Source organism: Granulicatella elegans, assembly GCF_020735385.1.
In the GTDB taxonomy this organism is placed as follows: domain Bacteria; phylum Bacillota; class Bacilli; order Lactobacillales; family Aerococcaceae; genus Granulicatella; species Granulicatella elegans_B.
The window spans coordinates 19,073-44,532 of sequence record NZ_CP085953.1; the positions used below are offsets into that span (position 1 = coordinate 19,073).

Annotated in this window: 26 protein-coding genes, 1 pseudogene and 1 riboswitch; of the genes and pseudogenes, 8 read left to right on the top strand and 19 right to left on the bottom strand. The window is 33.7% G+C overall.

The annotated features are described in order from the left end of the window. Positions 1–2: 2 nt before the first annotated feature. The 6 genes from LK443_RS00100 to LK443_RS00125 form a co-directional block, all read right to left on the bottom strand. Positions 3–1,277 carry a tetratricopeptide repeat protein gene (locus tag LK443_RS00100; RefSeq protein ID WP_227931640.1) on the bottom strand — a complete coding sequence of 425 codons (1,275 nt, stop codon included), beginning with the start codon at positions 1,275–1,277 and terminating at the stop codon, positions 3–5. A 103-nt stretch (positions 1,278–1,380) separates the two neighbouring features. Then, on the bottom strand, positions 1,381–1,659 hold the full coding sequence (locus tag LK443_RS00105; protein ID WP_227931641.1) for an HU family DNA-binding protein: 279 nt from the start codon (positions 1,657–1,659) through the stop codon (positions 1,381–1,383). A gap of 138 nt (positions 1,660–1,797) precedes the next feature. After that, positions 1,798–3,111, bottom strand: a complete 1,314-nt coding sequence (gene der / locus LK443_RS00110; RefSeq protein ID WP_227931642.1) for a ribosome biogenesis GTPase Der — start codon at positions 3,109–3,111, stop codon at positions 1,798–1,800. Positions 3,112–3,182: 71 nt separating this feature from the next. Then, positions 3,183–4,376, bottom strand: coding sequence for a 30S ribosomal protein S1 (gene rpsA / locus LK443_RS00115; RefSeq protein WP_227931643.1), 1,194 nt, complete (start codon positions 4,374–4,376; stop codon positions 3,183–3,185). A gap of 130 nt (positions 4,377–4,506) precedes the next feature. Then, positions 4,507–5,166 (bottom strand): (d)CMP kinase, encoded by a 660-nt coding sequence (gene cmk / locus LK443_RS00120; RefSeq protein WP_227931644.1) that lies wholly within the window; start codon positions 5,164–5,166, stop codon positions 4,507–4,509. Between the two features lie 79 nt (positions 5,167–5,245). Beyond that, positions 5,246–5,821, bottom strand: coding sequence for an SAG1386/EF1546 family surface-associated protein (locus LK443_RS00125; RefSeq protein ID WP_227931645.1), 576 nt, complete (start codon positions 5,819–5,821; stop codon positions 5,246–5,248). A gap of 215 nt (positions 5,822–6,036) precedes the next feature. On the opposite strand from LK443_RS00125, the gene LK443_RS00130 reads away from it, so the two are divergent. Then, positions 6,037–6,279, top strand: coding sequence for a ferredoxin (locus LK443_RS00130; protein ID WP_227931646.1), 243 nt, complete (start codon positions 6,037–6,039; stop codon positions 6,277–6,279). A 77-nt stretch (positions 6,280–6,356) separates the two neighbouring features. On the opposite strand, the gene LK443_RS00135 is transcribed toward LK443_RS00130, so the two are convergent. The 11 genes and pseudogenes from LK443_RS00135 to LK443_RS00185 form a co-directional block, all read right to left on the bottom strand. Continuing rightward, the gene (locus LK443_RS00135; protein WP_227931647.1) at positions 6,357–7,094 is read right to left on the bottom strand and encodes an amino acid ABC transporter ATP-binding protein; all 738 of its coding nucleotides are present in this window, start codon (positions 7,092–7,094) and stop codon (positions 6,357–6,359) included. A 5-nt stretch (positions 7,095–7,099) separates the two neighbouring features. After that, positions 7,100–8,753: pseudogene (locus tag LK443_RS00140) on the bottom strand (ABC transporter permease subunit). A gap of 143 nt (positions 8,754–8,896) precedes the next feature. Then, positions 8,897–9,044: riboswitch (Lysine riboswitch) on the bottom strand. A gap of 77 nt (positions 9,045–9,121) precedes the next feature. Then, complete coding sequence (gene murC, locus LK443_RS00145; RefSeq protein ID WP_227932499.1) at positions 9,122–10,456, bottom strand: UDP-N-acetylmuramate--L-alanine ligase; 1,335 nt, start codon at positions 10,454–10,456, stop codon at positions 9,122–9,124. A 21-nt stretch (positions 10,457–10,477) separates the two neighbouring features. Beyond that, positions 10,478–11,209: a hypothetical protein gene (locus LK443_RS00150; RefSeq protein WP_227931648.1), complete on the bottom strand. Its 732-nt coding sequence runs from the start codon at positions 11,207–11,209 to the stop codon at positions 10,478–10,480. A 23-nt stretch (positions 11,210–11,232) separates the two neighbouring features. Further along, positions 11,233–11,847, bottom strand: a complete 615-nt coding sequence (ytpR, locus tag LK443_RS00155; RefSeq protein WP_227931649.1) for a YtpR family tRNA-binding protein — start codon at positions 11,845–11,847, stop codon at positions 11,233–11,235. 26 nt (positions 11,848–11,873) lie between these two features. Further along, positions 11,874–12,959, bottom strand: coding sequence for a glutamyl aminopeptidase (pepA, locus tag LK443_RS00160; RefSeq protein WP_227931650.1), 1,086 nt, complete (start codon positions 12,957–12,959; stop codon positions 11,874–11,876). Between the two features lie 98 nt (positions 12,960–13,057). After that, positions 13,058–13,390 carry a PepSY domain-containing protein gene (locus LK443_RS00165; protein WP_227931651.1) on the bottom strand — a complete coding sequence of 111 codons (333 nt, stop codon included), beginning with the start codon at positions 13,388–13,390 and terminating at the stop codon, positions 13,058–13,060. Between the two features lie 12 nt (positions 13,391–13,402). Then, positions 13,403–14,068 (bottom strand): tRNA (guanosine(46)-N7)-methyltransferase TrmB, encoded by a 666-nt coding sequence (gene trmB, locus LK443_RS00170; RefSeq protein WP_227931652.1) that lies wholly within the window; start codon positions 14,066–14,068, stop codon positions 13,403–13,405. A 6-nt stretch (positions 14,069–14,074) separates the two neighbouring features. Next, positions 14,075–14,872, bottom strand: coding sequence for a phosphotransferase family protein (locus LK443_RS00175; protein ID WP_227931653.1), 798 nt, complete (start codon positions 14,870–14,872; stop codon positions 14,075–14,077). Positions 14,873–14,971: 99 nt separating this feature from the next. Further along, the gene (locus LK443_RS00180; RefSeq protein WP_227931654.1) at positions 14,972–16,204 is read right to left on the bottom strand and encodes an ABC transporter permease; all 1,233 of its coding nucleotides are present in this window, start codon (positions 16,202–16,204) and stop codon (positions 14,972–14,974) included. Continuing rightward, entirely contained in the window at positions 16,197–16,940 is a 744-nt protein-coding gene (locus tag LK443_RS00185) for an ABC transporter ATP-binding protein (RefSeq protein ID WP_227931655.1), read from the bottom strand. The genes LK443_RS00180 and LK443_RS00185 overlap by 8 nt, the downstream gene beginning before the upstream one ends. 155 nt (positions 16,941–17,095) lie before the next feature. Between LK443_RS00185 and LK443_RS00190 the strand changes: the two genes are divergently transcribed. The 6 genes from LK443_RS00190 to LK443_RS00215 all read left to right on the top strand — a co-directional run bounded on the left by LK443_RS00190 (position 17,096) and on the right by LK443_RS00215 (position 21,283). Continuing rightward, positions 17,096–17,521, top strand: coding sequence for an HIT family protein (locus tag LK443_RS00190; protein WP_227931656.1), 426 nt, complete (start codon positions 17,096–17,098; stop codon positions 17,519–17,521). Between the two features lie 32 nt (positions 17,522–17,553). Beyond that, the gene (locus LK443_RS00195; protein WP_227931657.1) at positions 17,554–17,898 is read left to right on the top strand and encodes a YtxH domain-containing protein; all 345 of its coding nucleotides are present in this window, start codon (positions 17,554–17,556) and stop codon (positions 17,896–17,898) included. Beyond that, on the top strand, positions 17,895–18,767 hold the full coding sequence (locus tag LK443_RS00200; protein ID WP_227931658.1) for a Cof-type HAD-IIB family hydrolase: 873 nt from the start codon (positions 17,895–17,897) through the stop codon (positions 18,765–18,767). Before LK443_RS00195 ends, LK443_RS00200 begins: the two co-directional genes overlap by 4 nt. Before the next feature lie 70 nt (positions 18,768–18,837). Next, complete coding sequence (locus LK443_RS00205; RefSeq protein ID WP_227931659.1) at positions 18,838–18,993, top strand: YvrJ family protein; 156 nt, start codon at positions 18,838–18,840, stop codon at positions 18,991–18,993. 117 nt (positions 18,994–19,110) lie between these two features. Then, positions 19,111–20,550 carry an ABC transporter substrate-binding protein/permease gene (locus tag LK443_RS00210; RefSeq protein ID WP_227931660.1) on the top strand — a complete coding sequence of 480 codons (1,440 nt, stop codon included), beginning with the start codon at positions 19,111–19,113 and terminating at the stop codon, positions 20,548–20,550. A gap of 1 nt (position 20,551) precedes the next feature. After that, positions 20,552–21,283 (top strand): amino acid ABC transporter ATP-binding protein, encoded by a 732-nt coding sequence (locus LK443_RS00215; RefSeq protein WP_322563561.1) that lies wholly within the window; start codon positions 20,552–20,554, stop codon positions 21,281–21,283. A 304-nt stretch (positions 21,284–21,587) separates the two neighbouring features. On the opposite strand, the gene rho is transcribed toward LK443_RS00215, so the two are convergent. Next, positions 21,588–22,853, bottom strand: coding sequence for a transcription termination factor Rho (gene rho / locus LK443_RS00220; protein ID WP_227931661.1), 1,266 nt, complete (start codon positions 22,851–22,853; stop codon positions 21,588–21,590). Between the two features lies 1 nt (position 22,854). Beyond that, complete coding sequence (locus LK443_RS00225) at positions 22,855–24,117, bottom strand: UDP-N-acetylglucosamine 1-carboxyvinyltransferase (RefSeq protein ID WP_227931662.1); 1,263 nt, start codon at positions 24,115–24,117, stop codon at positions 22,855–22,857. A gap of 160 nt (positions 24,118–24,277) precedes the next feature. Between LK443_RS00225 and LK443_RS00230 the strand changes: the two genes are divergently transcribed. After that, the gene (locus LK443_RS00230; protein ID WP_227931663.1) at positions 24,278–25,276 is read left to right on the top strand and encodes a biotin--[acetyl-CoA-carboxylase] ligase; all 999 of its coding nucleotides are present in this window, start codon (positions 24,278–24,280) and stop codon (positions 25,274–25,276) included. The last annotated feature ends 184 nt before the right edge of the window (positions 25,277–25,460 follow it).

Sequence of the window (25,460 nt, forward strand, 5' to 3'; positions counted from 1 at the left end):
CCTTATGCTTCAAAATATTGTTGTAATTCTTGTAAATCCTCATTTAATGGTTCTAGCTTTTGTCCATGTTCCAACCATTCTTTTGCTTGGGCAATTCTACCTTCCTCACGAAGGAATCTGACATAATCCACAATAAACTCTACTGAATCCTTTAAGTCAACACTAGCTTTTTGATAAAATTCCAATGCTTCTTCGAATTCTTCTGAACCTTCTTTTGCTCTTGCCATTAAATAGAAAATTTGACCATTTTCAAGTCCCTCTTCTATCTCCGATGCTAAAATAGCTTGAACTTCTTCAAACTCTTCTTGATATAATAAAACTTCTGTATAAGCTTGCATAATTTCAAATGATTCAGGAGATAATTCATAAGCTTGTTTTAACGCTTCTTGTCCTTTTTCCATTTGTCCAATTGATAAATAACTTACACCTAAACTAAAGAATGGGTCTTTCTCATATGGATAAGTTTCTGTCATTTTAGATAAACTCATAATCGCTTTTAAATACTCATGTTTAAACATTTGAATATGACTTAATCCTAGTAAGGCTTCATAGTTTTCTTCATCACGAGATAAGATTTCTTGATATAATTTTCGGGCATGGTCATAATTTTCTTCTTGAATATCATGTTTTGCAATACTTATTAATAATTCATTAGAAGATAATTCTAATCCTTCATCGGATACTAGTTCTTGTAAAGGTTCGTCATTTCCAATTTCCAAAGAAGCTTCTACTAATAATTCTCTAGCTCGTTTTTCTTCTCCAGTTTCTTCAGTTGAATATTTTAAAAATCTTTCTAAATATTGCGCACTTCTCTCCATCGAACCAGATTCAAATAATAAAGTGCCAAGATAGAAATCTAAAATGGCTTCTTTTGGAGCTAATTCTTTTGCCAATAATAGTTTTCTTTCAGCTACATCATAATAGCCTTGGACTTTATATAACTCTGATAAAATCACTAAAACACTTGGGTAGTTCGGGTTATCTTCAGGAATATCATATAAAACAGATAAAGCTTGATCATACTCGCCTTGATTCACTAATAGTTCAGCTAATAAAATAGTCCAAGCGGATTCTTCAGGTTCAAATTGAGTTAATAATACATACGCCTGTCTTGCTTCATCAAAAAATCCACTACTTGCAGTAAATGCAGCTAAATCGATTAATTCTTCAATTTTATCCTCTGTCACTTCATTCATAAACTGATGGAAAAGTGAATAAACTTTTTCTAACTCTTGTTCTTCTAATGCATTTTGAATTTGTTCAACGATTGATTTCATAATTTCTCCATTTCTGTAGGCAACAAAAAAGATGCTATATTGATTTAACTCTAATATAGCACCTTTAGGAACTAGTTTCTATGATAATGTCATAATAAACTGATTAGTTTTTTACAGCATCTTTCAAAGCTTTACCTGCTTTGAATGCAGGAACTTTGCTTGCTTCGATTTGGATTTCTTCACCTGATTGAGGGTTACGTCCTTTACGAGCAGCACGTTCACGTACTTCAAAGTTACCAAATCCGATAACTTGTACTTTTTCACCTGCTTGTAATGCTTCTTGAATTGTTTCGAATAATGCATCAACTACTGCTGAAACATCTTTCTTTGTTAATTGCGTTTTTTTAGCTACGCGATCTACTAATTCTGCTTTATTTGCCATGTTAGTTTCACCTCCATCACACAAGAAATAATTCAGTACTTATTGAGTGGTCCAATAATACTGGAAACCTTACTGTTGATTTCTAGACAAGTATACCATTTGATTAACGGACTTTCAACGAATAATACTAGGATTTTATCATTTTCTTTGACGAACAATCATATGAATCGGTGTTCCTTCAAATCCAAAGGCAGCACGAATTCGATTTTCTAAGAAACGTTCGTATGAAAAGTGCATTAATTCTACATCATTGACAAAAACAACAAATGTTGGTGGTTGAATCGCCACTTGTGTCATATAATAAATCTTCAATCGATTTCCTTTATCTGTTGGAGTCGGATTCATTGCAATAGCATCCATTAATACATCATTTAAAATCGAGGATGAAATACGTTTAGAACGAACTTCATGAATTTCTTTTAATAATGGTGCAATTCTGACCAATCTTTGTTTTGTTTTAGCTGAAACGAACAAAATTGGTGCATAAGATAAGTATAGGAATTCTTTACGAATATTATCTTCAAACTCTTTAAAAGTTGAATTATCTTTTTCTAAAGTATCCCATTTATTCACTAAAATAATGACACCTTTTCCAGCTTCGTGAGCGTATCCTGCAATTTTCTTATCTTGTTCTTGAATTCCCTCTTCAGCATTCAAGACAACACAAACAATGTCACTACGTTCAATCGCTCTTAATGCACGTAAAACACTGTATTTTTCAGTCGATTCGAAAACACGTCCTTTTTTACGAATCCCTGCTGTATCAATCATTTTAAAGATTGTACCTTCTTCGTCCGTAAAACTTGTATCGATGGCGTCACGAGTTGTTCCTGCGACATTCGATACGATAACACGTTCTTCCCCTAACATCGCATTCACTAAACTAGATTTTCCTACATTTGGACGACCGATAAAACTAAAACGAACGACATCAGTATCATCTTCTTCATTATCATGTTCAGGGAAAGCCTTCACTGCAGCATCTAATAAATCTCCAAGTCCTAACCCATGACTTCCTGAAATTGGGAATGGTTCTCCAAACCCTAATGCATAAAAATCAAAAATATCGGATCTTAATTCTGGGTTATCCACTTTATTAACTGCTAATAATACTGGCTTATTAGTACGGTAAAGCATTTTTGCAATATGTTCATCCGTTGATGTTACACCTTCTTTAACACTTGTTAAGAAAATAATGACATCTGCTTCTTCCATTGCAATTTCAGCTTGCATACGAATATTCGACATAAATGGTTCATCTGTAATATCAATACCACCTGTATCAATAATATGGAATTGATGTCCTAACCATTCACCTTCAGAATAAATTCTATCTCTCGTTACTCCAGCGATATCTTCTACAATCGAAATTCTTTCACCAACAACTCGATTGAAAATTGTAGACTTCCCAACATTTGGACGACCTACAATCGCAATAACTGGTGTTGACATCAAAATTCCTCCTTTCTCAAAAAATGAGGCTGGGAGTTTTTCCCAACCTCACCCTAATTTAATATTTTCTATTAGTCTTCAACAACTAATTCAGATAATTGTTCACCTAAGCGATCTGCTAATGAAAATGTCACATCTTCTTCAGGTAAAACGTATTCTTCTTCCACAACTTCCTCAACTTCAGGTTTTTCAACAACTGGAGCTTCTTCTAAAGCTTTAATACTTAATGAAATGCGTTTTTCAACTTCATTTACATCTAAAACTTTAACACTTACTTCTTGTCCTACTTGAAGAACTTCTTGAGGAGTTGCGATATGTTTATGAGCAATTTGAGAAATATGAACTAACCCTTCTACTCCAGGGAATAATTCAACAAATGCACCAAACGCTGCAAAACGTTTAACAGTACCAACTAATGTAGAATCAACTGCTACACGTTCAGTAATGTTGTCCCAAGGTCCAGCAACTGTTTCTTTAATTGATAGAGAAATACGACCTTTCTCAGCATCTAATCCAATAACTTTTGCTTCTACAGTTTGTCCAACTGCTAAGAAATCACTTGGTTTTGATACATGTTCATGAGAAATTTCAGAAACATGAACTAATCCATCAATTCCACCTAAATCAATGAAAGCACCAAAGTTTGTTAAACGAGCAACTTTACCTGTAACAACTGCTCCTTCATATACTGCTTCTAATGCAGAAGCACGTTTTGCTGCCTTTTCATTAGCAACGATTTCTTTACGAGATAAAATTAAACGATTATCTGAAGGTAAAATTTCAACAATATCAAATACTAATGTTTGTCCTTTAAATTGTTTCAAATCTGAAACAAAGTGGTCAGAAATCATTGAAGCTGGAACAAATGCACGAACACCGGCATCTACTACCAATCCGCCTTTAACAACATCTTTAACAGTTCCTTCTACTTGTACATGATTATCTGCTTTAGATTGAAGTTCTTCCCAAACTTTACGAGCATCTACACGACGTTTTGAAAGTAAGAAACTGCCATTTTCTTTATCTTTAATCGGTTTAATAACTACTAAATCTAATACATCTCCCACTTTTACAATATCTTCAATTTTTTCAAATGGAGTTGCTGATAATTCCTTAAAAGGAATAACACCTTCAACACCTCCACCAATAATACCAACGATAGCTTGTTTATCTTGTAAAACAAGTACTTCTCCTTGAACTAAGTCTCCAACTTGGATATCTTTTACAATATCAAGTGCATCTTGCATTGTTTGTAATTCTGACATTTAACTTCCTCCTATAACGCAACCATTCATTCGAACGAAAAAATAATCCTAAAAATTTATTTTTTCTCCTTTTAACATCATATCACTATTTCTTTCGCAATTCTAGTAATAACCTTTGAAAATGGCTATACTATTGGTTCTTTTGAATGAATGCAGTCACTGTTTTTACAACATCTTCAATCGTCATTTTAGTTGTATCAACTTCTATAGCATCATCTGCTTTTTTTAGGGGAGATTCTTTGCGAGTAGAATCAATATAATCACGACGTCGAATATCTTCCACCAATTCCTCATAAGACATCTCAATACCTTTTTCTTGATTTTCTATATATCTACGTTTTGCACGTTCTTCAACACTTGCTACAAGAAAAATTTTAATATCTGCTTGAGGAAGTACAACTGTCCCAATATCTCTTCCATCCATAATAATCGAATGATTTTCCGCAATTTCCTGTTGTAAATGAACTAATCTAGTACGAACTTCTTTTAGTGCAGAAACTGCAGAAACATTTTTAGTCACTTCCACACTTCTAATCTCATCTGTGACATCTTCCCCGTTCATAAATACACTTTGCTTTCCATCTTTCATTGTAAAACGAATTTCAATATTTTGAACTAACTCATTAATAGCATCATGGTCTTCTAATGAAATGTGGTTACGTAAAACTGCTAATGTCACCACACGATACATCGCACCTGTATCTAAATATAAAAAGTGATTTTCTTTCGCAATTAATTTTGAAATAGTACTTTTCCCAGATGAAGCAGGTCCATCAATTGCAACTTGCATAACATATATCTCCTTTAGATTTTTAAATTTTTCCCTATAACAACCTAAAAGGCTGGACTTGCTGCCCAGCCTTTAGCTGTTATTGTCTTGGTTGTAATACTTTTAATTGCATTCCAGGTGAAATATTATTTGTTGTTAATCCATTAATCGATTTTAATGTATCAACGTCCATTCCATGATTCACTGCAATTCTATATAATGTTTCACCAGCCTGAACAGTATGACTTCCATATGCACCATTTTGAGTAGTAGGTGCCTCAGGCGTATTCTGTTCTCTTTGATTATTTTGTTGTTGTCTTGAATTAGATGATGAAGTTGTAGTATTCGCATTTGTTGTAGAAACCGTTGTTTCTGTTGTAGTTGTTTCTGCTGTAGTTGTTTCTACTACTTTTGTCAACATAACTTCATCTGCTGTACGAGGTTTAACCTCAGCTTTTGAACTTGACCAATAGAACCACATCATAAATAATAATGGAGATACTACTACTACAATGAATACAAATAGTAGTACACTTAATAAAGGTGCTGATGCTTTACCATTAGCATTACGAGCACTACGTGAATACTGACGTGCTTTTTGCGTATCTTCACCAAATTGGCGATCCCATGGTTGGTCTTCTTTTGGGTTTCTTTCATTATTTAAATTATCAGTCATTAAAAATCCTCCTAAATTCAACCACTGTCGTCTTTAGACTTTTCTCATATAAAACTATAGCATATTTCATCTATAATATGCAATCTTTTCCTTCTTTACATTGTATTTTAGCATAATTTTTAATATTGTCATCGATTTTTTAAATATTTTGAAAATTTTTAAAAAATATGAGAAACTTACAATAATCATTATTATCTACAAACGGAGTTTCTTATATGAATTCAAAAAAAACAAATCCTATCTATGGAAGAGTAGACTGTGAAAGTTGTATCGCCTGCGGCATTTGCCAATTGAAAGCTAGCAATCTTTTTGAGTACGATACTGATGGGATAGCTTTTATCAAACAAGATAACAATACCGGAAGCCTCCCAATCCCTGAACAAGAAATAGAAGCCTTTAAAGAAGCCTATACTCACTGTCCAACAGGAGCCATTAAACGTAAAAACTCTCCTTTTTAATTCCCTTTAAAAACACTTCGGAATCAGATACCTTTCGATATCTGCTGCCGTTCTTTACTTCTATTAGAAAAGTCAATTTACGACAATACACGCATTAAGAACTCTTTTGTTCTTTCTTTTTGCGGATTTGTAAAGATTTGCTCTGCAGTTCCCTCTTCCGCAATAACCCCTTTATCCATAAAGATAACACGGTCACTTACGTCTCTAGCAAATTCCATTTCATGAGTTACAATAATCATTGTTAACCCAGTATGAGCTAAACTCTTCATTGTTTCTAAAACTTCATTTACCATCTCTGGATCTAATGCAGAAGTTGGTTCGTCAAATAATAATACATCTGGTTGCATGGATAATGCTCTAGCAATGGCTACACGTTGTTTTTGTCCACCAGATAATTGACGAGGACGAGCATTTAAGTACGCACTCATTCCAACTTTTTCTAGAAAGCCTTCCGCAATTTCTTCAGCTTCTTCTTTTGATTTTTCCAACACTTTGATAGGACCAACTGTACAGTTTTCTAGTACATTTAAGTTGTTAAATAAATTAAATTGTTGGAATACCATCCCTAAATGTGTACGATATTCATAAATATTTGTATCTTCATCTAAAATATTTTTTCCGTTATATAAAATTTCACCAGAAGTTGGTTTTTCTAATAAGTTTACACAACGTAACAATGTGGATTTCCCTGAACCAGAAGAACCAATAATCGTTACTACTTCACCAGATTGTACTGAAAATGAAATGTCTTTTAGGACTTCATGAGTCCCGAATACTTTATTTAAATGTTTAATCGTTACTACTTCTTGACTCATGATTCTTATCCTTTTCCTTTCGTTTTTTCGTACACAGATGCTATTGAATTAGAATTTAATGGATCTGAATGAATAATTTCATAGTTATCTGGACCGTCCATTCTACGTTCAATATAACGTAAAATTTGTGTTAAAACAGTTGTCATAATGAAGTATAAAATCAATGTGACAAAGAATGTTTCAAAGTAACGGAAGTTTGCTCCCGCAACTGTTTTTGTTGCAAAGTATAATTCTGAAACAGAAATAACATTTAACACGGAAGTATCTTTAATATTAATCACAAACTCATTACCTGTTGCTGGTAAAATATTACGAATTACTTGAGGGAAGATAACATTCATCATTGTTTGAGTATGTGTCATCCCAATCGCTTGAGCAGCTTCAAATTGTCCTTTATCGATAGAAATAATTCCTCCACGAACAATTTCGGACATATAAGCACCCGTATTAATCGATACAATGAAAATCGCAGCAAATGTACGATCCATATCAATGCCAAATGCTAAAGCTGATCCATAATAGATAACCATTGCTTGTACAATCATCGGTGTCCCTCTGAAGAACTCTGTATAAGCTGTTAAAATTACATTAGCAATTTTTAAAGTGATTCTTTTCGATTCTTTTACTGGCATCGGAATGGTCTTTACTAAACCAATCAATAATCCGATAACCGTTCCAATAATTGTACCGATAATAGAAATATATAACGTCACCCAAGCTCCATTTAGAAACATTGGCCAATTATCTTGAACAATTTTTACAATCCATTCAATATTCATGCTTTATCCTCTTTCTTTTTTAGTGATATATCTAGAAAAGTTTCCCCTTCTAGTCTAATAAAATATGTTATTTTGCTGCAGGTTGATTTTTGATTGCTTCATCCATAATTTGTTGACGTTCTGCATCAGAAATTTCTGACAAAGCTTTGTTAATCGCATCTTTTAATGGGTTATTTTTTTTCAATCCAACAGCTGTATCTGTATCTTCATCACTTGCTTGGAATCCATCTGTTAATTTAATCATAACAAAATCTGAATTTGCCGCTTGAGCAGAAACACCTTCAGGTAATTCAGAAACATACGCATCAATTGTTCCAGCTTGTAACGCTACACGCATTGCAGGGAAGTTATCCATTGCAGGTTGTTTTGCAACGCCTGGAATTTGGTCAATCACACTATAGTGGAAAGTGTTTAATTGTCCAGTTACTTTAGCTCCTGAGAAATCAGCTAATGTTTTAGCTTGTTCGAATTTGCTACCTTTTTTAACAATCATTACTAATTGTGATTTGTAATAGTTATCTGAAAAATCAATCGCTTCTTTTCTTTCAGCAGTTGGACTCATACCAGCTATGATTGCATCTAATTTACCAGAAACAACACCAGGTGTTAAGCCATCCCACTCAGTTTTTACAATTACCAATTCTTTATCTAATTTTTTAGCGACACGTTTTGCAATTTCAACATCATATCCGCCCGCATAGTCATTTGTTCCTTGGATTTTTACTCCACCGTTAGCATCTGTTTGTTGTGTCCAGTTAAATGGAGGATATCCCGCTTCCATCCCAACTACTAATTGGTTGCTTGCTGCTTTACTGCCACATGCTGCTAACCCTAAACCAATTGCTACAGTTAATAATCCTTTTAATAAATTTTTTTTCATAAAAATCCTCTCCTATTGGCTATAAACTTCAGGACTCAAATAAAAAAGAGAGATTACGAACAAAAGGTTCGCAATCTCCCCTGAATAGACTCTTATTCTAAAAAAGTGTACAGAAAAAATTAGCATAAACTGCTTTTGCCCGGTAATTGATTGCACTTCACACTGTTCTGGGCAGAGAGTGTGACAGTGACTGACCTATTATGACCAGCCCCCAACATAGCTTTGCTACATTTCGGCGAAATCCCCTTTCCGTAATCACGTACTTTTGTCATCCGCGCCTCAAGTTCAATAACCATATATTTAATTTAGCAATGTCATTTTAGCAAAATGAAAATATAATGTCAACTATTTTCATTAAATTTTCATCATTAATTTTGTGTTGGAGAAGTACTACTTAATAATTGCTCATAAGCAAATTCAAACTTTTGAACATCTCCTGCTCCCATAAAGACAATAACAGCATCCTTATAAGTTAATAATGGCGAAACATTTTCGATTTTTAAAACTGTTGCTTCACCTTCAACTAGCGCTGCTAAGTCCTCAATCGAGACATTTCCTGATTTTTCACGAACAGATGCAAAAATATCACATAAATACACATCATCCGCTAATGATAAGGCACGGGCAAATTCATCTAACAAAGCGATTGTTCTTGTAAATGTATGTGGTTGGAATACAGCTACAATTTTCTTTGTTGGATATTTTTGTCTTGCAGCATCTAATGTTGCACGAATTTCAGATGGATGGTGTGCATAATCATCAATCACTGTAATTTCTTTAATTTTTTTCTCAGAAAAACGACGTTTGACTCCGCCAAATGTTTTTAAATTCATCGCCAATTCTTCTGGATTAAAATCATTTAAGTAATAGAAAGTAATAATTGCTAATGCATTTAAAATATTATGCGTCCCAAATGTTGGAATATCAAATTTTCCATAAAATTTACCATGGATATAAACATCAAAATGACTACCTTCTGTATCTTTTTCAATATTTTCTGCAACTACATCATTGGATTCACTAATACCATAATAAGTAATTGGTGTTGTCACATCTAACTCACGTAGTCTTTCATCATCTCCACAAGCAATAATTCCTTTTTTCACTTGACGACCAAATGATTCAAATGCGCTTTGAACATCGTCAATATCTGTATAATAATCAGGATGATCAAAATCGATATTCGTCATAATCGCATAATCTGGTTTATAGGCCATAAAATGACGCTTATATTCGCACGCTTCTAATACAAAATATTCAGATGCTTCTACTCCATGACCGGTGCCGTCTCCAATTAAATAACTCGTTGGTTCCATTGCACTTAAAACATGAGATAATAATCCTGTTGTACTTGTTTTTCCATGCGAACCTGTTATTGCAACACTTTGGTATCCTTTTAATAATTCACCTAAAAATTTATGATAACGAATCACTTCAATTCCTTTTTCACGTGCTGCTACTAATTCTTCATGGCTGTCCGGAAAAGCATTTCCTGCAATGACAATTTGTCCTTCTTGAATATTATCTGCACTAAACGGAAACATTTTGATTCCTGCATCTTCTAACCCTTTTTGAGTAAAGAAATAATTCTCCAAGTCAGAACCTTGAACAGAATATCCTTCTCCATGTAATACTAAAGCTAATGCACTCATTCCTGAGCCTTTTATACCTGTAAAATGATAAATTTTACTTTTATCCATGATCAATTCCACTTCCTATGTTTACTATTTACTATATGGTAATGTATCTTTTCCTTGTTCCTGTTCCATAATCCATGATAACGATCGATTCATTGCTCTTCTTTGCTTTCCTGGTAAAGGTTGCAATTCAGGAGCTAAAACTTCCATCGCTTGCGTATCAGGTAAATGATTTAATAATGTTTCTTGCACTATTTGTGTTGATGGAAGATCTGATTGAAGTTTTGTTGCTTTTTTAGGAGATTTCTCCACTACTTTTTGCGATACTTCCACTTCTTCCACCTTAATCAAAGGTGTTTCTTCACTTGAAAAAATTAATAAATCTTCTGCATTCACTCTTAAACTCTCTTCTAATACTTCATAAGGAATTTCTACTTTTTTCGGCATTGAAGGCGGCATTCCTTTTAGAATAGAAGGAACTGTAGAAGGAGTGAATCTTTTTCTCGCTGGCTTTTCTTGCAAAAAATTACGCCATTTCTCCCGATTATTTCCTCTTTGACTACTTTCTTTAAAGGATTGGAAAATTCCATCTTTTGTCTGTGGAGTATCTTTTTCTTCTAAAGCCGATTTCTGTTGCTTTAAAAAAGGCAAATAATGTTCCACAGTCATTTCCTGTTCACTGTCTTGATTTGTTCCAAAAGAAATGTCTTCTTTTGGGTGTAAATAATTTGGAAAGTCTACCCACTTTCTTTTGGAACTTTGCTTATTTGGTAAATATTGATTACTAATCTCTCTGATCGAACGATGGTTATCTGACAAAAATACCACTCCTCTTCGATTTTTTAACCTTTAAATGGCTCTCCAATAACAGCATCATCATTTAACACTAAAATTCCTTTTTTAGCAGGAGCATTTTCTAACCCTAATTCACGAGCTGAACATAACATTCCGTGACTTTCTACGCCACGTAATTCCCCTGACCAAATAATGCTTCCGTTAGGCATTACTGTTCCTGGTGTAGCTACTACAACTTTTTGTCCTGCTTTTACATTTGGAGCACCACAAACAATTTGCAAAACTGTATCTTGGCTTACACGTGTTTGTGTAACATGTAAATGATCAGAGTCTTCATGCGGAACACAAGTTTCCACATAACCAACTACTAACGTATCTTTTGGAGACAAATCTAATGACTCACCATCAAATCCAGCTTCTTGAATTAATGTTTTTACAGTTGCTTGTTCTTCCTCTGATAAAAATTGTTGTCCTGCATTTTCAAAACGAATATGATCTGAAATTCCTGCAATATTGTAACCAATCACTGCATTTGTTTTTTCATCGAATACACGTGTTACTCCATTTTTTGTTTCAATTGCAACATCATAACGACTTGCCGATCCTGATGTTAATAATAATGTATCTGAAATACCTTCTTGATTATAAAAACTTAACCACATAATAATCTCCTTAAATTTATTTTTAATTAATTTGTTCTTCCATCTAAAATTGTATCAACTGTGCTACGATCTAACGCGCGAATCGTTTGGATAACCATTTCACGTGCTGCTTCATAGTCTTTAATCGAGAACATTGTTTGATGCGTATGAATATAACGAGCACATACCCCAATCACCGTACTTGGAACACCTTGATTCATTAAGTGAGCTTTTCCTGCATCTGTTCCACCTTGAGAAACAAAGTATTGGAATGGAATATTATGAGTTAACGCAGTATCTTCTAAAAATTCCTTCATACGAGGCAATGTAATCAAACCTGGATCTAATATTCTTAATAAAAATCCTTGGTCTAAGTGTCCAAATGTATCTTTTGAACCTGTTAAATCATCTGCAGCCGAACAATCTACCGCAAAAAATAAATCAGGATTGAATTTTGTAACACTTGGCCCTGTACCACGTAGTCCAACTTCTTCTTGAACATTCGCTCCTGCAATTAATGTATTTGGTAAAACTTCATTTTTCAATTCACGTAAAGCTTCTAATACTACTGTACACCCATAACGATTGTCCCATGATTTTGCAATCATTCGTTTTTTATTTGCTGTCCAAATTGTTTCCACTAAAGGAACAATAGTATCTCCAGGACGAACTCCATATTCTTCAGCTTCTTCTTTTGAAGTAAATCCAGCATCAAATAAAATATCTGTTACTTTTACAGAAGCTTGTTGCCCGCCAGCCGCACGTAATAAATGCGGAGGGATTGAACTTGAAATAACAGGATAATCTCCTTTACGAGTTTGCAATGTAAAACGTTGCGCAGAAACGACATATGGATTCCAACCACCTAATGGACTTACTTTTAATAAACCTGTTGACATAATATTTGTCACCATAAATCCAACTTCGTCCATATGTGCAGCAATCATAATTTTAGGGGCATTGGCATCTTTATGTTCACGAACCCCAAAAATCCCGCCTAAACCATCTTGCTCAATACGATCGACTAACGGTTCCAATTCTTTTCTCATAAATTCTCGAACATTTTTTTCATGTCCACTTGTTGATTGTAATTCTGTTAAAGTTTTAATTAAACTTTCTGTTTTCTTTTCCATTGTTCTTGCCTCCATAAGAATAAAAAGCTCGAATGTCCCGTTCCCAGTCCTTTCAGAGCTCCTTTTAACGTCACTCTTTGTATGAGAATATTCTCCGATTAGGCTGACGCTATTTTATATAAATCTAGAACTGCACCTGTTTTGGCATCTGCAAAAAATTCATATTGCACCAATTCTTCTTGTTCTTTACGAGTAATGCCACCATAGTATACATAGCCACTAAAATCTTCTTTTTCAATATACACGGGTTCCATTTCAATCCATGATCCTTCAATCGTTCCTACAACAGTAAACAAACGACGAACATTTCCTACAATAACGTCCCCATTGACTAATTTCTTCTCATAAATTTTAGAAACAAGCCACGCACCTAGAAAAGCTCCAGTTGCAAGGAAAAATCCTGCTGTAAAAGATGATTTATTTTTTGACATTTTACCACTCCTCTACTTTACTTCATAGGGATGACGTTCTTTTGGAAAAATTGCTTCTACTCGATAAATTGGATGTCCTTTAGCAGAAAACTTTTCTTCATATTCGGTCATCACATTGCCTTCAAACTCTACTTGGTGTAAATCTAACCACACTTGCTTTAAAATCATTCCAAATTGAGAAAACGAAGCTAAACTATATTCGAATAATCCTCTGTTGTCTGTTTTAAAATGAATTTCTCCTTCTAAAGGTAATACTTGTTCATATGCTTTTAGAAAATCTGCATGAGTCAAACGTCTTTTAGCATGACGTTTTTTAGGCCATGGATCAGAAAAATTCAAATAAATTCGATCAACTTCACCATCTTCAAAATAATCTGTCACTGTTCCACCATCAATATGTAATAATTGTAAATTTGGAACTTCTACAGCTAAAGCTTTTTCTAATGCAACAACAATAACACTTGTTTGAATTTCAATTCCAATATAATTAATTTCTGGATTTTTTTTTGCCATTTCACTAACAAATTGACCTTTTCCTGAACCAATTTCAATATGAATCGGATGATTATTTCCAAATCTTTCTCTCCAGCGTCCTTTCCATTCTTCTGGATTTTGAATGACCATTTCTGGATGAGCTAATAATGTATCTTTAGCCCATGGTTTATTTCTTAAACGCAATTATTTTTACTCCTCTTCTTTCATCAAGCGATGATTATAAATTGATTTTACAACTAAAATCTTTTCGTTCATTTCATAATAACGACCTTCAAAATGACTTTTCTTAATAAAGTTTAAACAATTCATCAATGCATACCATTCAATTCTCTGATAAATATTCGTTGATAAGTTTAAACCATAGGCATCAAGCCATTCACCCCATTGGTGAACAGGAATATATTGGGTTAAAATCATTGTCAAATCCGATACAGGATCTGCTAAACGTACCATTTCCCAATCAATTAAATATAATTTATCATTTGCCAATAAAAAATTGCGACGATCTAAATCACCATGACAAACGGTTTTTCCTGCTTCTAACACAAGAGGTAATGTTTCTTTCAAATAATCTAACACTTCTGATAAGAAACGATGACTTTGTAACCCTGACTGCAAATTTTCTAAATAATCTTCAATGAAATGCTGAGCGGTATATTCTTCGCCTTGGATTTTTTGAAGCATTAATAGTAAATTAGGAGATTGATGGATTTCTTTTAATAAATCAATGACTTCCATCGAATTCATTTCTTCAGTTGTTAAGGATCGACCATTTAACCATTCTTGAGCTGTTAGAACATCTCCATTTCCAGCTCTTTTGGTCCACATTAATTTAGGAGCAATACCTTCACCCGATAATGCAGCTAAAAATGGGGAAGAATTTCTTTTTAAGAAAACTCTCTCCTGCGCTCTTACTGCCATATAGGCTTGTCCGGTATCTCCCCCAATTGGATGTAATTCCCATCCGGCATCCATATTTTGTTCCATATTTCTATCCCTACCGACCATTTCTTGAGTTTATTTGTTATCTTTCATTGTATGCTGTCCCAATGGTTCCGTCAAGCTTCACAACGAATCTATTTTCATTTAACGTCTTTTCTTTTTTCGATTTAAACGTGGTTTTAAATAACCATATAAAAATACTGCTGATACTATTGGATACCATACAAATCCAGCTAATACAAAAATATTTCTTGAAACTACTGCTGTTAACAAGCTAATAATGATACTTGCTCCAATGACTAATTGTAAAACGACTCCAATAAAATCATCCATCATTTCTTTTGGTTCATATAAAGAATGAATATAAATCGAATGAGCTTTTGGATGTTTATATAAAGAAGCAAATTGGAAACAAATCACTACTATCATAATCGACTGAATTGCCATTATCCAATACCAAATCGAACTAGCAAATGATAACAAAACTGTTGCAACAATCATTTGAAGTAACACCGTAACATAATTGGAGCTTCTTAATGCTGTTCGAACCAATAAATAACGATACGGATGAATCTTATTTGGTGTTAGTTTTTCCACGAAAATATCTAATGATTGATTGCGCTTTGCTTGATGTTTCTTTAAAAATGGTACATCTACAAATAAAGCAATCACTCGAAAAATTCTTTGTTGACGTGCTTGTTCACTTTGAATCAATTCATTCCACTTAAAATGTACCGGTTTAGCAGATGCAAAACGATAAAGTCCAATTGAAAGAAGTACCAATACTTGTGCCATCCATAAAGAGAACACTTTTGGAATAAAAGAAAGAATTCCAAATAAACAAATACTATTTACTAAATAGAGTGCTACATTATAAAATGAATTTTTCGCTAACTTTCCTTCAAAAATTGATTTTTGAATCATAAAATGGAATCCTTTTAGTGATAAGAGCGTTGCAAAAATGGAAATAAATGGAATTATCCCATTCCCATATGCTTGCATAAAAATCGGCAACACAAAAATCGTTGCAATACCATTCAATACTAATGGAAAAATCCAACTATAACGAATCGCACGTTTAAAATAGGATTTAAAATCTTCACCAATCACACTTAAAAAGTGGACATCAGCCTCTTCTACATAAGTAGCAATTTCACCAAATAATGGAAAAACAGCTAATAATAAACTGACAAATAATATCAAAGGTTCTTCTAAAATACGAATCGTTTTTAACCATGTTGAATATTGAAACAATAGAAAACCAAATAGGAAAAAGAACACAATCATAAAATGATCGTTCATCATATATTTGGCATATTTCATTACTTTTTTCTGATAAGTCTTAAAACGACTTTCCCACAATTGTTCACTATTCATGATGATCACCTGTATTCGTTGTTAATGCAAAATACACGTCTTCTAATGAAGATTCATCCATTTGAACTTCTCCTTTAAGCGTTTCTAAATCTCCTTGTGCTTGAACCACTCCATCATGTAATACAATGAAACGATCACAATATTTTTCTGCAGTATCTAATACATGTGTAGACATTAAGATTGCAGCACCCGATTCTTTTTTCTCTCTTAACACTTTTAATAATGTACGAATTCCTAATGGGTCTAATCCTAAAAATGGTTCATCTACCACATATAATGGAACGTCCAACATTAATGCACAAACAATGAGTACCTTTTGCTTCATTCCTTTAGAAAAATAAGCTGGGAACCAATCTAATTGTTTCGTTAAACGAAACTGCTCCACTAATTCCATCGCACGATGCATTGTCTCCGACGTATCTTGTTGATATGCACGAGCTGTTAATTCAATATGCTCTCTAAACGTTAATTCTTCATATAACACAGGCGTTTCCGGAATGACCGCAATCAATTTACGATAATTGCGTACACTTTCTGCTACAGTATGTCCTTGAATCGAAATTTCTCCCGAAAAAGGTTGAATAAAATTCGTAATACATTTAATCGTTGTACTTTTCCCTGCCCCATTTAATCCAATGAGCCCACAAATTTCTCCTGATTTTACTTCAAAAGAAATGTTTTTAATAACAGGAACTTGAGTATAACCAGCTGTTATATGATTTACTTTTAATGTCATAACTTTCTCCAATCCTACACAATTTAGCATTATTATATCAAAAATTCATCCTAGTTCCTAGAAACTTTCATTCAAAGAAAAACTTCGCGATTTCATTGCATTCCACTTCTACACATGGTACGATTTGACTATACACATCAAGGAGGTTTTTTATTATGTCAGATTGTATTTTTGATAAAATTATTTCTAAAGAAATTCCAGCACATATTGTTTATGAAGATGAGGTAGTCATTGCCTTTTTAGACTTAGGACAAGTAACACCTGGTCACACATTAGTCGTTCCAAAAAAACACGTAAAAGATATTTTTGAATATGATGAAGAATTAGCCGCAGCTGTATTTAGCAGAATCCCTAAAATCGCTCGTGCTTTAAAAGCAATGAACCCTGAAATAAAAGGAGTTAATATTTTAAACAATAATGGAGAAGTTGCTTTTCAAAGTGTCTTCCACTCTCATATCCATTTAATTCCTCGTTACAAACATGAAGAAGGTTTTGGGTTAAAATGGGAAACTCATGACTATTCTCACGAAGAATTAGCAACTATTGCACAAAATATCGCTAAACATGTGGAAAATAATTAATAAATTCAAATGAAATAACGGAGAAAAAATAAATGAAAAAATTTGTCAAAGGATTACTCTTCGGAAGTATTGTCGGTGGAAGCATTGCTCTATTAACCACAAAACAAAATGGTAAGAAAAACCGTGAACAATTATACGAAAATATTGTTCGTTTATCTGAAGATATTTCCACATTAAATAATGGAATTCCTGTTCTTCAACAAGGAACACAACAATTACAACATCGTATTATTCCTCAAGTAAAAGAAATCTCTGAGGAAATTTTAGAAGATGTACAAAATTTCAAACATATGAGCCAACCTCGTATCAAAAGAATTCAAGCACATCTATCAACGCTTCGCCAACATATTCAAGAAGCAACAAAGGAGAAACTATGATTCGATTATTTGCCAGTGATATGGATGGGACGATTTTACAAGATCATTCTACTATTCATCCGGACAATATCAAAATGGTGCAGTATTTACAAAAAAAGAATATTCCCTTTGTCATTTGCTCAGGAAGAGATTTCTACCAAGCTTCTCTTTGCTTAGAACCTGCAAATATTCAATGCCCCGTTATTGGATTAAATGGTGCAGTTATTTATCAAGAAGATGGGACGATTATAAAAGAAGTGACACTTTCTCATGAAGATACACGTAATCTTGTTCAAAAAATTGAAAAACATCATAACAATTGGGATATAATGACTTCAAAAGGATGCTTCTCCTTACATTTTGCAGAAAAATTTACAAAAAGAGTGGCTACTTTTAAAGAAAATCATCCAAATCTTACTCCGGAACAATTTGAAGCTGAACTTGATAAATTAAAAAAACTTTTTGATGCAACAGATGTTTCTAACGTTGAGGAAGTGTTAGAAGACCCCTCCATTAAAATTTATAAAGTCTTAACTTCCAATTACGAAGCTGAAGATTCATTAATGGAAATTAAATCTTATGTTGAACAAGAACTTCCTAATCTAGTTGTTACTTCATCTTTTAAAACGAATATTGAAATCACTCATAAAGATGCTCAAAAAGGAATTGCTCTTCAATACTACGCAAACACTTTAGGGATTTCTATGAACGAAGTTTTTGCGATTGGCGATAATTCCAATGATGTTTCTATGTTAAAACTTGCTGGATATAGTGTCGCTATGGGAAATGCTAATCAAGAAGCATTAAACACCGCAAAATTCCAAACAGATGATAACAAGCATGGTGGCGTTGCTAAAGCCATTCAAAAATGTTTAGATGAACAGCTGTAAGCCATTACCTCCTTTTTGGGGGTAATTTTTTTATGAATACTCCTTTTTAATAGTAAGAGGAGGTGATTTTATGGAAGCAGATTTTCTTCAACCACTCATTGCTTTAATTAGCAATATGGGATTTCCAATTGCGATGAGTATTTATCTACTCCATCGAATGGAACAAAAACTTGATACAATGATTAATCTTTTAAGTGAACTCAATCATCATTTAAAGAAAGATTGACTCAATAACAGTTCTCATGTCAGAAAATATAACATAACATGAGAACTGTTTTTTGTTTTTTATATTGAAATCTAGTAAAATAACCTCACATTAATTTTTAACAACTTGGAGGTCTTTATGAAAATACATACGAACATTCAGAAAAAGAGCTTCTGGATTAGCTTATTAGGAATCTTATTTTTCCTTCTTTCTACTCCAATTGAAGCTGCAACAAAAAAATATACTATTGCGACAGACACAACTTTTGCCCCATTTGAATTTCAAGATACTTCTGGAAATTATGTTGGAATTGATATGGATTTAATCAAAGCGATTGCAAAAGAGAAAAATTTTGAAATCGAAATTAAAGCTCTAGGATTTAACGCTGCTGTTCAAGCTTTAGAAGCTGGACAAGTAGATGCGGTTATCGCAGGAATGAGTATGACAGATGAAAGAAAACAAAAATTCGACTTCACAGATTCATACTTTGATAGTGGTATCGGAATGGCAGCAAGTACTTCAAGTAATATTAGTACATACGAAGAACTTCGCGGTAAAAACGTTGCGGTAAAAATCGGTACACAAGGAGCAAGTTTCGCTTCTTCTATCCAAGAAAAATATGGATTTACTATTTCAACATTTGAAGATTCTGCTAACATGTATCAAGATGTAGTCAGTGGAAATAGTGTGGCTGCCTTTGAAGATTATCCAGTATTAGGATATGCCATTCGCAGTAATCACTTACCAATGACACTAACTTCTTATAAAGAACAAGTCACTCAATATGGTGTTGCCGTATTAAAAAATCAAAATACTGAATTTATTGAAGCCTTTAACCATGGATTAGCAACTTTAAAAGCAAATGGTGAATATGATAAAATTTTAAACAACTACATTGGAACAGATGATGCTACTACAACTACTGCTGAAGATACAAGCTTGTTTGGATTATTAAAAACAAATGCTCCAACTCTTTTAAGTGGATTATGGAATACCATTTGGATTACCTTTGTTTCACTAGCAATTGCAACAGTTATCGGTGTTCTTTTAGGATTAATGAGAACTAGTCGTATTTCTATTTTAGAAGCAATCGCAACTCTTTACATTGACTTTATGCGTGGTATTCCACTAATTGTTTTAACATTCTTTATTTATTTTGGAATTCCTCAAGCCTTTAATATTCGTTTAGATGCAACAGTTGCAGCAATTTCAACTTTAGGATTAAATGCTGCGGCATATATTGCAGAAATAGTTCGTGGCGGTATTAATGCAATCGATAAAGGGCAAAGTGAAGCTGCGATGAGTTTAGGATTACCTTATTACAAATCAATGCAAAAAATTATTTTACCGCAAGCAATTCGTTTAATGGTTCCATCATTTATGAACCAATTTGTCATTACTTTGAAAGATACTTCAATTTTATCCATCATAGGACTTGTAGAATTAACACAAACTGGTAAAATCATTATTGCAAGAAACTTACAATCAAGTTCAATGTGGTTTATTGTTGGAATGATGTACTTAATCGTCATTACACTACTAACAAAAATTTCAGCACGTTTAGAAAGGAAAGCATAAGATGGCAATGATCGAAGTAAAAGGCCTTAAAAAAAATTACGGTGAATTAGAAGTCTTAAAATCGATTGATTTAGAAATCGAAGAAGGACAAGTTGTTTGTATTATCGGCCCTTCTGGGTCAGGTAAATCAACATTTTTACGTTGCTTAAATCGTCTCGAAAAAACAACAGCAGGAAAAGTTATTGTTGACGGATATGATTTAACGGATAAAAATACAGATTTAAACTTTGTACGTCAAGAAATTGGAATGGTATTCCAACACTTTAATTTATTTCCTCATTTGACGATTAAAGAGAATATTACATTAGCTCCTGTTGAATTAGGACGTGAAACAAAAGAAGACGCTGACAAACACGCCTTAAAATTATTAGGAATGGTTGGACTGGAAGATAAAGCAGATGTTTATCCAAAAACATTATCTGGTGGTCAAAAACAACGTGTAGCTATTGCTCGTGCTTTAGCGATGAAGCCGAAAATGTTATTATTCGATGAACCAACTTCTGCTCTTGACCCTGAAATGGTTGGAGATGTATTAGAAGTAATGCAACAATTAGCAAAAGATGGGATGACAATGGTTGTTGTAACTCACGAAATGGGATTTGCCCGTGAAGTCAGTGACCGTGTAATTTTCATGGATGGCGGTTATGTCGTAGAAGATGGTACACCAGAACAAATCTTCAAAAACCCACAACACAGTCGTACACAAGATTTTTTAAATAAAGTGTTACATTAATCGTTAAAGAAATCATTATTGAGATTCAAAGAGAAATAAAAAAGACTTTCCCTATTAGCATGAGATTGGCATTTACAAGCTATATCTGTCCTCTTGCTACCATAGAAAAGTCATTATTATTTTACGGACTCTCATAAAATCATATCCAAATGAGAAAGACTTTTCTCCATAGCAGGAGTAATATCAGCCTTTTTGGCTGATATTACTGGAAAAATTGAGACCTTAGGCTCAATTTTTAGCCAAGAGACAGCAAAGCTGGCTACTGGCGTCCAATGCTATTTCAGAAAAGTCTTTCGAATGTCTTTTACAATAATTCAATACGCTTTATAAAGTCTTTGTTACTCTTCGTTTCTCTTAATTGCTTCACGATTTGCTCGCTTGTTTCTAGCCCATCACCCTTCATCGTGTTACGAACCTTCCACACCGCTTCTAAAACATGAGAATCCAGTAAAATTTCCTCTTTACGTGTACCCGAACGTTTCACATCAATCGCTGGAAACACCCTTCTTTCTGCCAATTCACGAGATAAATGCACTTCCGCATTCCCAGTTCCTTTAAATTCCTCATAAATGACATCATCCATACGGCTTCCTGTTTCAATTAAAGCTGTCGCTAAAATCGTTAAACTTCCACCATCTTCAATATTTCTAGCAGAACCAAAAAATCTCTTAGGACGATAAAAAGCAGCTGGATCAATCCCACCACTTAATGTACGTCCAGAAGGTGGAATCGTTAAATTATAGGCACGTGCTAAACGTGTAATACTATCTAATAAAACGATGACATCTCTACCATCTTCTACTAAACGCAATGCACGCTCTAAAACTAATTCACTCACTTTAATATGGTGTTCTGGTGTTTGATCAAAAGTTGAAAATACAACTTCAGCATCCACGGTACGCTCAATATCCGTCACTTCTTCAGGTCGTTCATCAATTAGCAAAATAATTAATTCTGCTTCAGGATAGTTCGTTGTAATCCCATTCGCAATTTCTTTTAATAAACTTGTTTTACCAGCTTTCGGTGGAGCTACAATTAAACCACGCTGTCCAAATCCTATAGGACAAATTAAATCCAACATTCTTGAAGCAATTCTACCAGTAGTTGTTTCTAATTTGATTTGTTCTTCAGGATACAATGGTGTTAAGCCTGGAAAATGATCCCGTTCTTTTGCTTCTTCAGGGTCTTTTCCATTTACCGCTCCAACTTGCATCAATCCGTTAAATTTTTCTCCTGTACGTGGAGGGCGAGCAGGTCCTGCCACTAAATCCCCATTTCTTAAGGCAAATCTACGAATTTGAGAAGAAGAAATATAAATATCTTCCTGGCTAGTAGAATAATTAATCGGACGTAAGAAACCAAATCCTTCCGCATTATTAATATCTAATACTCCTTCTACCTGGAAGAATCCCGTTGCTTCTTCTTGAGCTCTCATAATCGCTAGAGCTAATTCTTTTTTATTCATTTGCCCATAATAAGGGATTTTGTAATGTTTGGCAAAAGCGTACATTTCTTTCAAAGTCTTTTGTTTCAAGACGGGTAAAGTTACTGTTTCAATTGTTTCTGACATCTTAATCCTCTTCAATCATTTGGATATCGGCTCCTAATTGTTGTAAATTTTCAACAATATGAGAATACCCTCTTAAAATATGTTCAATATTACAAATTTTTGTTGTTCCTTTAGCCATTAAACCAGCAATTACTAACGCTGCACCTGCACGTAAATCACTAGCAGAAACTTCACATCCCGTTAAAGGAGTTGGACCATTAATTGAAATCACATCGTTTTCAACTCGACCTTTAGCTCCCATACGATTTAATTCAGGAATATGATTCACACGTTTCGGGTAAATCGTATCGATAATTTTGGCTTCTCCTGTTGCTTTCATTAATAATGGTGTAATCGGTTGTTGTAAATCTGTTGCAAAACCTGGATAAGGTAAAGTTTTAATGCTAACTGCTTTTAATTCCTTAGATGGGAAAACATAAATATCTTCCTCTCCAATCGTCATTTTAACGCCCATTTCTTCCATTTTTGCTAAAAATCCTTCAATATGTTCGAAGATTACATTTTTTACAGTAACTCCTTCACCTACTGCTGCTGCAATCGATAAATAAGTTCCTGCTTCAATTCTATCTGGAATAATCGTATGACGGCATCCGTGTAATACTTCAACACCTTCAATACGAATAACACTCGTACCTGCGCCTTTAATATTAGCCCCCATTTTATTTAATAGATTCACGACATCAATAATTTCGGGCTCTCTTGCAGCATTTTCAATAATCGTTTTACCTTTTGCACGAACAGCTGCTAATAAAATATTAATCGTTGCTCCTACAGATACAACGTCCATATAAATACGAGTTCCTGTTAATCCTTGTCCGTTCGTTGATAAATAAATGGCTCCCATTTCATTACGAACATCCGCTCCTAGTGCTTTGAACCCTTTAATATGTTGGTCAATTGGTCTAGGTCCTAAGAAACATCCTCCTGGAAGTCCAACAACTCCTTCACCAAATTTTGCAAGAGTCGCTCCCATAAAATAATACGAAGCTCTCATACTTTGAATTTTTCCACTTGGCATTGGAATAGATAACATATTCGTTGGATCAATGGTCAATACTCCTTCTTCAAAAGTAGTATGAACATTAAAATCTCTCAAAATTTCAATTAATGCGGCTACATCTTGAATATCTGGAACACCTTCTAATACAACTGGTTCTGATCCTAAGATAGCTGCTGGAATTAAAGCTACTGTACTATTTTTAGCACCGCTAACGGTTACTTCTCCAGTTAGTGGTTTTCCTCCATTAATGACTAATTTTTTCATTGATTCAAATCCTCTCATAACATCTTCACTTCCATTATACCATGCCTTTACAAAAAGGCATACTTAAAACTTTCTCGAAAATTGTCACCCGTTTTTCCATGTTAAGTTGACAATCCTCTCTAATCTTTATACAATTTGAATCAACTAAAGGAGGATTTTTATGACTACTAAAGAAGCTGTTTTACACTATCTTCAAGAACACACTGGTGAGCCTATTTCTGGAGAAAAAATGGCACTCGCTTTAAATAAATCACGAACTTCAATCTGGAAAGCTATCCAATCTCTAAAAAAAGAAGGTTACGCTATTGAATCTTCTACAAATAAAGGATATACATTATCTCAGAACAATGATGTTTTATCAAAACAACAAATCACCCAAGAACTAATTCAACAGCATCATCCAATTGATTGGAACATTCAAACAATGGAAAGTACGACTTCAACGAATGATTTAGCAAAAATTTACGTAAATCAGAACTCCACCACTCCTGCTATCTTTATAAGTGAAGAACAAACAGCTGGTAGAGGTCGTTTAGGAAGAACATTCATTTCCCCTGCTAAATCAGGATTATATATAAGTCTCTGTTTATTTCCTACTATTGCATTAGAAGATTTGTCTCTGATTACTTGTGCAACAGCTGTTGCTTGCGTTGAAACTTTAGAACAATTAACAGGGAAATCTCTAGATATTAAATGGGTAAATGATTTATTTTATCAAGATAAAAAAGTTGGAGGTATTTTGACAGAGGTCATTAGTGATTTTGAGTCTCAACAAGTTCAATCTCTGATTGTAGGAATGGGAATCAATTTAATTGACTCACCTCAATCATTCCCTGAAGAATTACACTCTATTGTTGGAAGTATTTTTTCTTCTAAGAAGGAATATGAGACACATTCTTTTAATCGGAATCATTTTATTGCTAAATTTTTAGAAAAATGGGCATTTTATTATCAAAATCTTTCCAAAAGAGACTTTATTTCTACTTATAAGGAACATTCAAATGTAATTGGTAAATTTGTGAATGTATTCGAAGGAAGCCAAACATATTCCGCCTTTGCAAAAGATATTGATGAAAATGGTCATTTAATCATTGAAAAAGAAGATAACAGTTTACACTCATTGTCGTATGGTGAGATTAGTATTCGTACGAAATCATGAAATAATTTATAGGTGGGGCATTCTTTCACTTTCTAGCGTTCAAGTAAAAAAGATTGTTATTGATACAAAAATGGCAGAAGCCACTCTGTCGGCTTCTGCCATAAGGATATACGTCCTTTACTATTTTAGTAAACTCTTATTCATTTACGTTCTCTCAAAAATGACACATTAAAAAAAGAAATGA

Bases quoted from the DNA above. Each gene is read 5' to 3' on its own strand.
- LK443_RS00195 (WP_227931657.1), top strand. From the start codon at position 17,554: ATGAAAAAATTTGTCAAAGGATTACTCTTCGGAAGTATTGTCGGTGGA.
- LK443_RS00175 (WP_227931653.1), bottom strand. From the start codon at position 14,872: ATGGAACAAAATATGGATGCCGGATGGGAATTACATCCAATTGGGGGA.
- LK443_RS00125 (WP_227931645.1), bottom strand. From the start codon at position 5,821: ATGACTGATAATTTAAATAATGAAAGAAACCCAAAAGAAGACCAACCA.
- LK443_RS00210 (WP_227931660.1), top strand. From the start codon at position 19,111: ATGAAAATACATACGAACATTCAGAAAAAGAGCTTCTGGATTAGCTTA.
- LK443_RS00100 (WP_227931640.1), bottom strand. From the start codon at position 1,277: ATGAAATCAATCGTTGAACAAATTCAAAATGCATTAGAAGAACAAGAG.
- LK443_RS00200 (WP_227931658.1), top strand. From the start codon at position 17,895: ATGATTCGATTATTTGCCAGTGATATGGATGGGACGATTTTACAAGAT.
- der (WP_227931642.1), bottom strand. From the start codon at position 3,111: ATGTCAACACCAGTTATTGCGATTGTAGGTCGTCCAAATGTTGGGAAG.
- LK443_RS00165 (WP_227931651.1), bottom strand. From the start codon at position 13,390: ATGTCAAAAAATAAATCATCTTTTACAGCAGGATTTTTCCTTGCAACT.
- LK443_RS00180 (WP_227931654.1), bottom strand. From the start codon at position 16,204: ATGAATAGTGAACAATTGTGGGAAAGTCGTTTTAAGACTTATCAGAAA.
- rpsA (WP_227931643.1), bottom strand. From the start codon at position 4,376: ATGTCAGAATTACAAACAATGCAAGATGCACTTGATATTGTAAAAGAT.
- rho (WP_227931661.1), bottom strand. From the start codon at position 22,853: ATGTCAGAAACAATTGAAACAGTAACTTTACCCGTCTTGAAACAAAAG.
- LK443_RS00135 (WP_227931647.1), bottom strand. From the start codon at position 7,094: ATGAGTCAAGAAGTAGTAACGATTAAACATTTAAATAAAGTATTCGGG.
- cmk (WP_227931644.1), bottom strand. From the start codon at position 5,166: ATGCAAGTTGCAATTGATGGACCTGCTTCATCTGGGAAAAGTACTATT.
- LK443_RS00185 (WP_227931655.1), bottom strand. From the start codon at position 16,940: ATGACATTAAAAGTAAATCATATAACAGCTGGTTATACTCAAGTTCCT.
- LK443_RS00190 (WP_227931656.1), top strand. From the start codon at position 17,096: ATGTCAGATTGTATTTTTGATAAAATTATTTCTAAAGAAATTCCAGCA.
- LK443_RS00225 (WP_227931662.1), bottom strand. From the start codon at position 24,117: ATGAAAAAATTAGTCATTAATGGAGGAAAACCACTAACTGGAGAAGTA.
- pepA (WP_227931650.1), bottom strand. From the start codon at position 12,959: ATGGAAAAGAAAACAGAAAGTTTAATTAAAACTTTAACAGAATTACAA.
- LK443_RS00230 (WP_227931663.1), top strand. From the start codon at position 24,278: ATGACTACTAAAGAAGCTGTTTTACACTATCTTCAAGAACACACTGGT.
- LK443_RS00130 (WP_227931646.1), top strand. From the start codon at position 6,037: ATGAATTCAAAAAAAACAAATCCTATCTATGGAAGAGTAGACTGTGAA.
- ytpR (WP_227931649.1), bottom strand. From the start codon at position 11,847: ATGTGGTTAAGTTTTTATAATCAAGAAGGTATTTCAGATACATTATTA.
- LK443_RS00215 (WP_322563561.1), top strand. From the start codon at position 20,552: ATGGCAATGATCGAAGTAAAAGGCCTTAAAAAAAATTACGGTGAATTA.
- LK443_RS00105 (WP_227931641.1), bottom strand. From the start codon at position 1,659: ATGGCAAATAAAGCAGAATTAGTAGATCGCGTAGCTAAAAAAACGCAA.
- LK443_RS00205 (WP_227931659.1), top strand. From the start codon at position 18,838: ATGGAAGCAGATTTTCTTCAACCACTCATTGCTTTAATTAGCAATATG.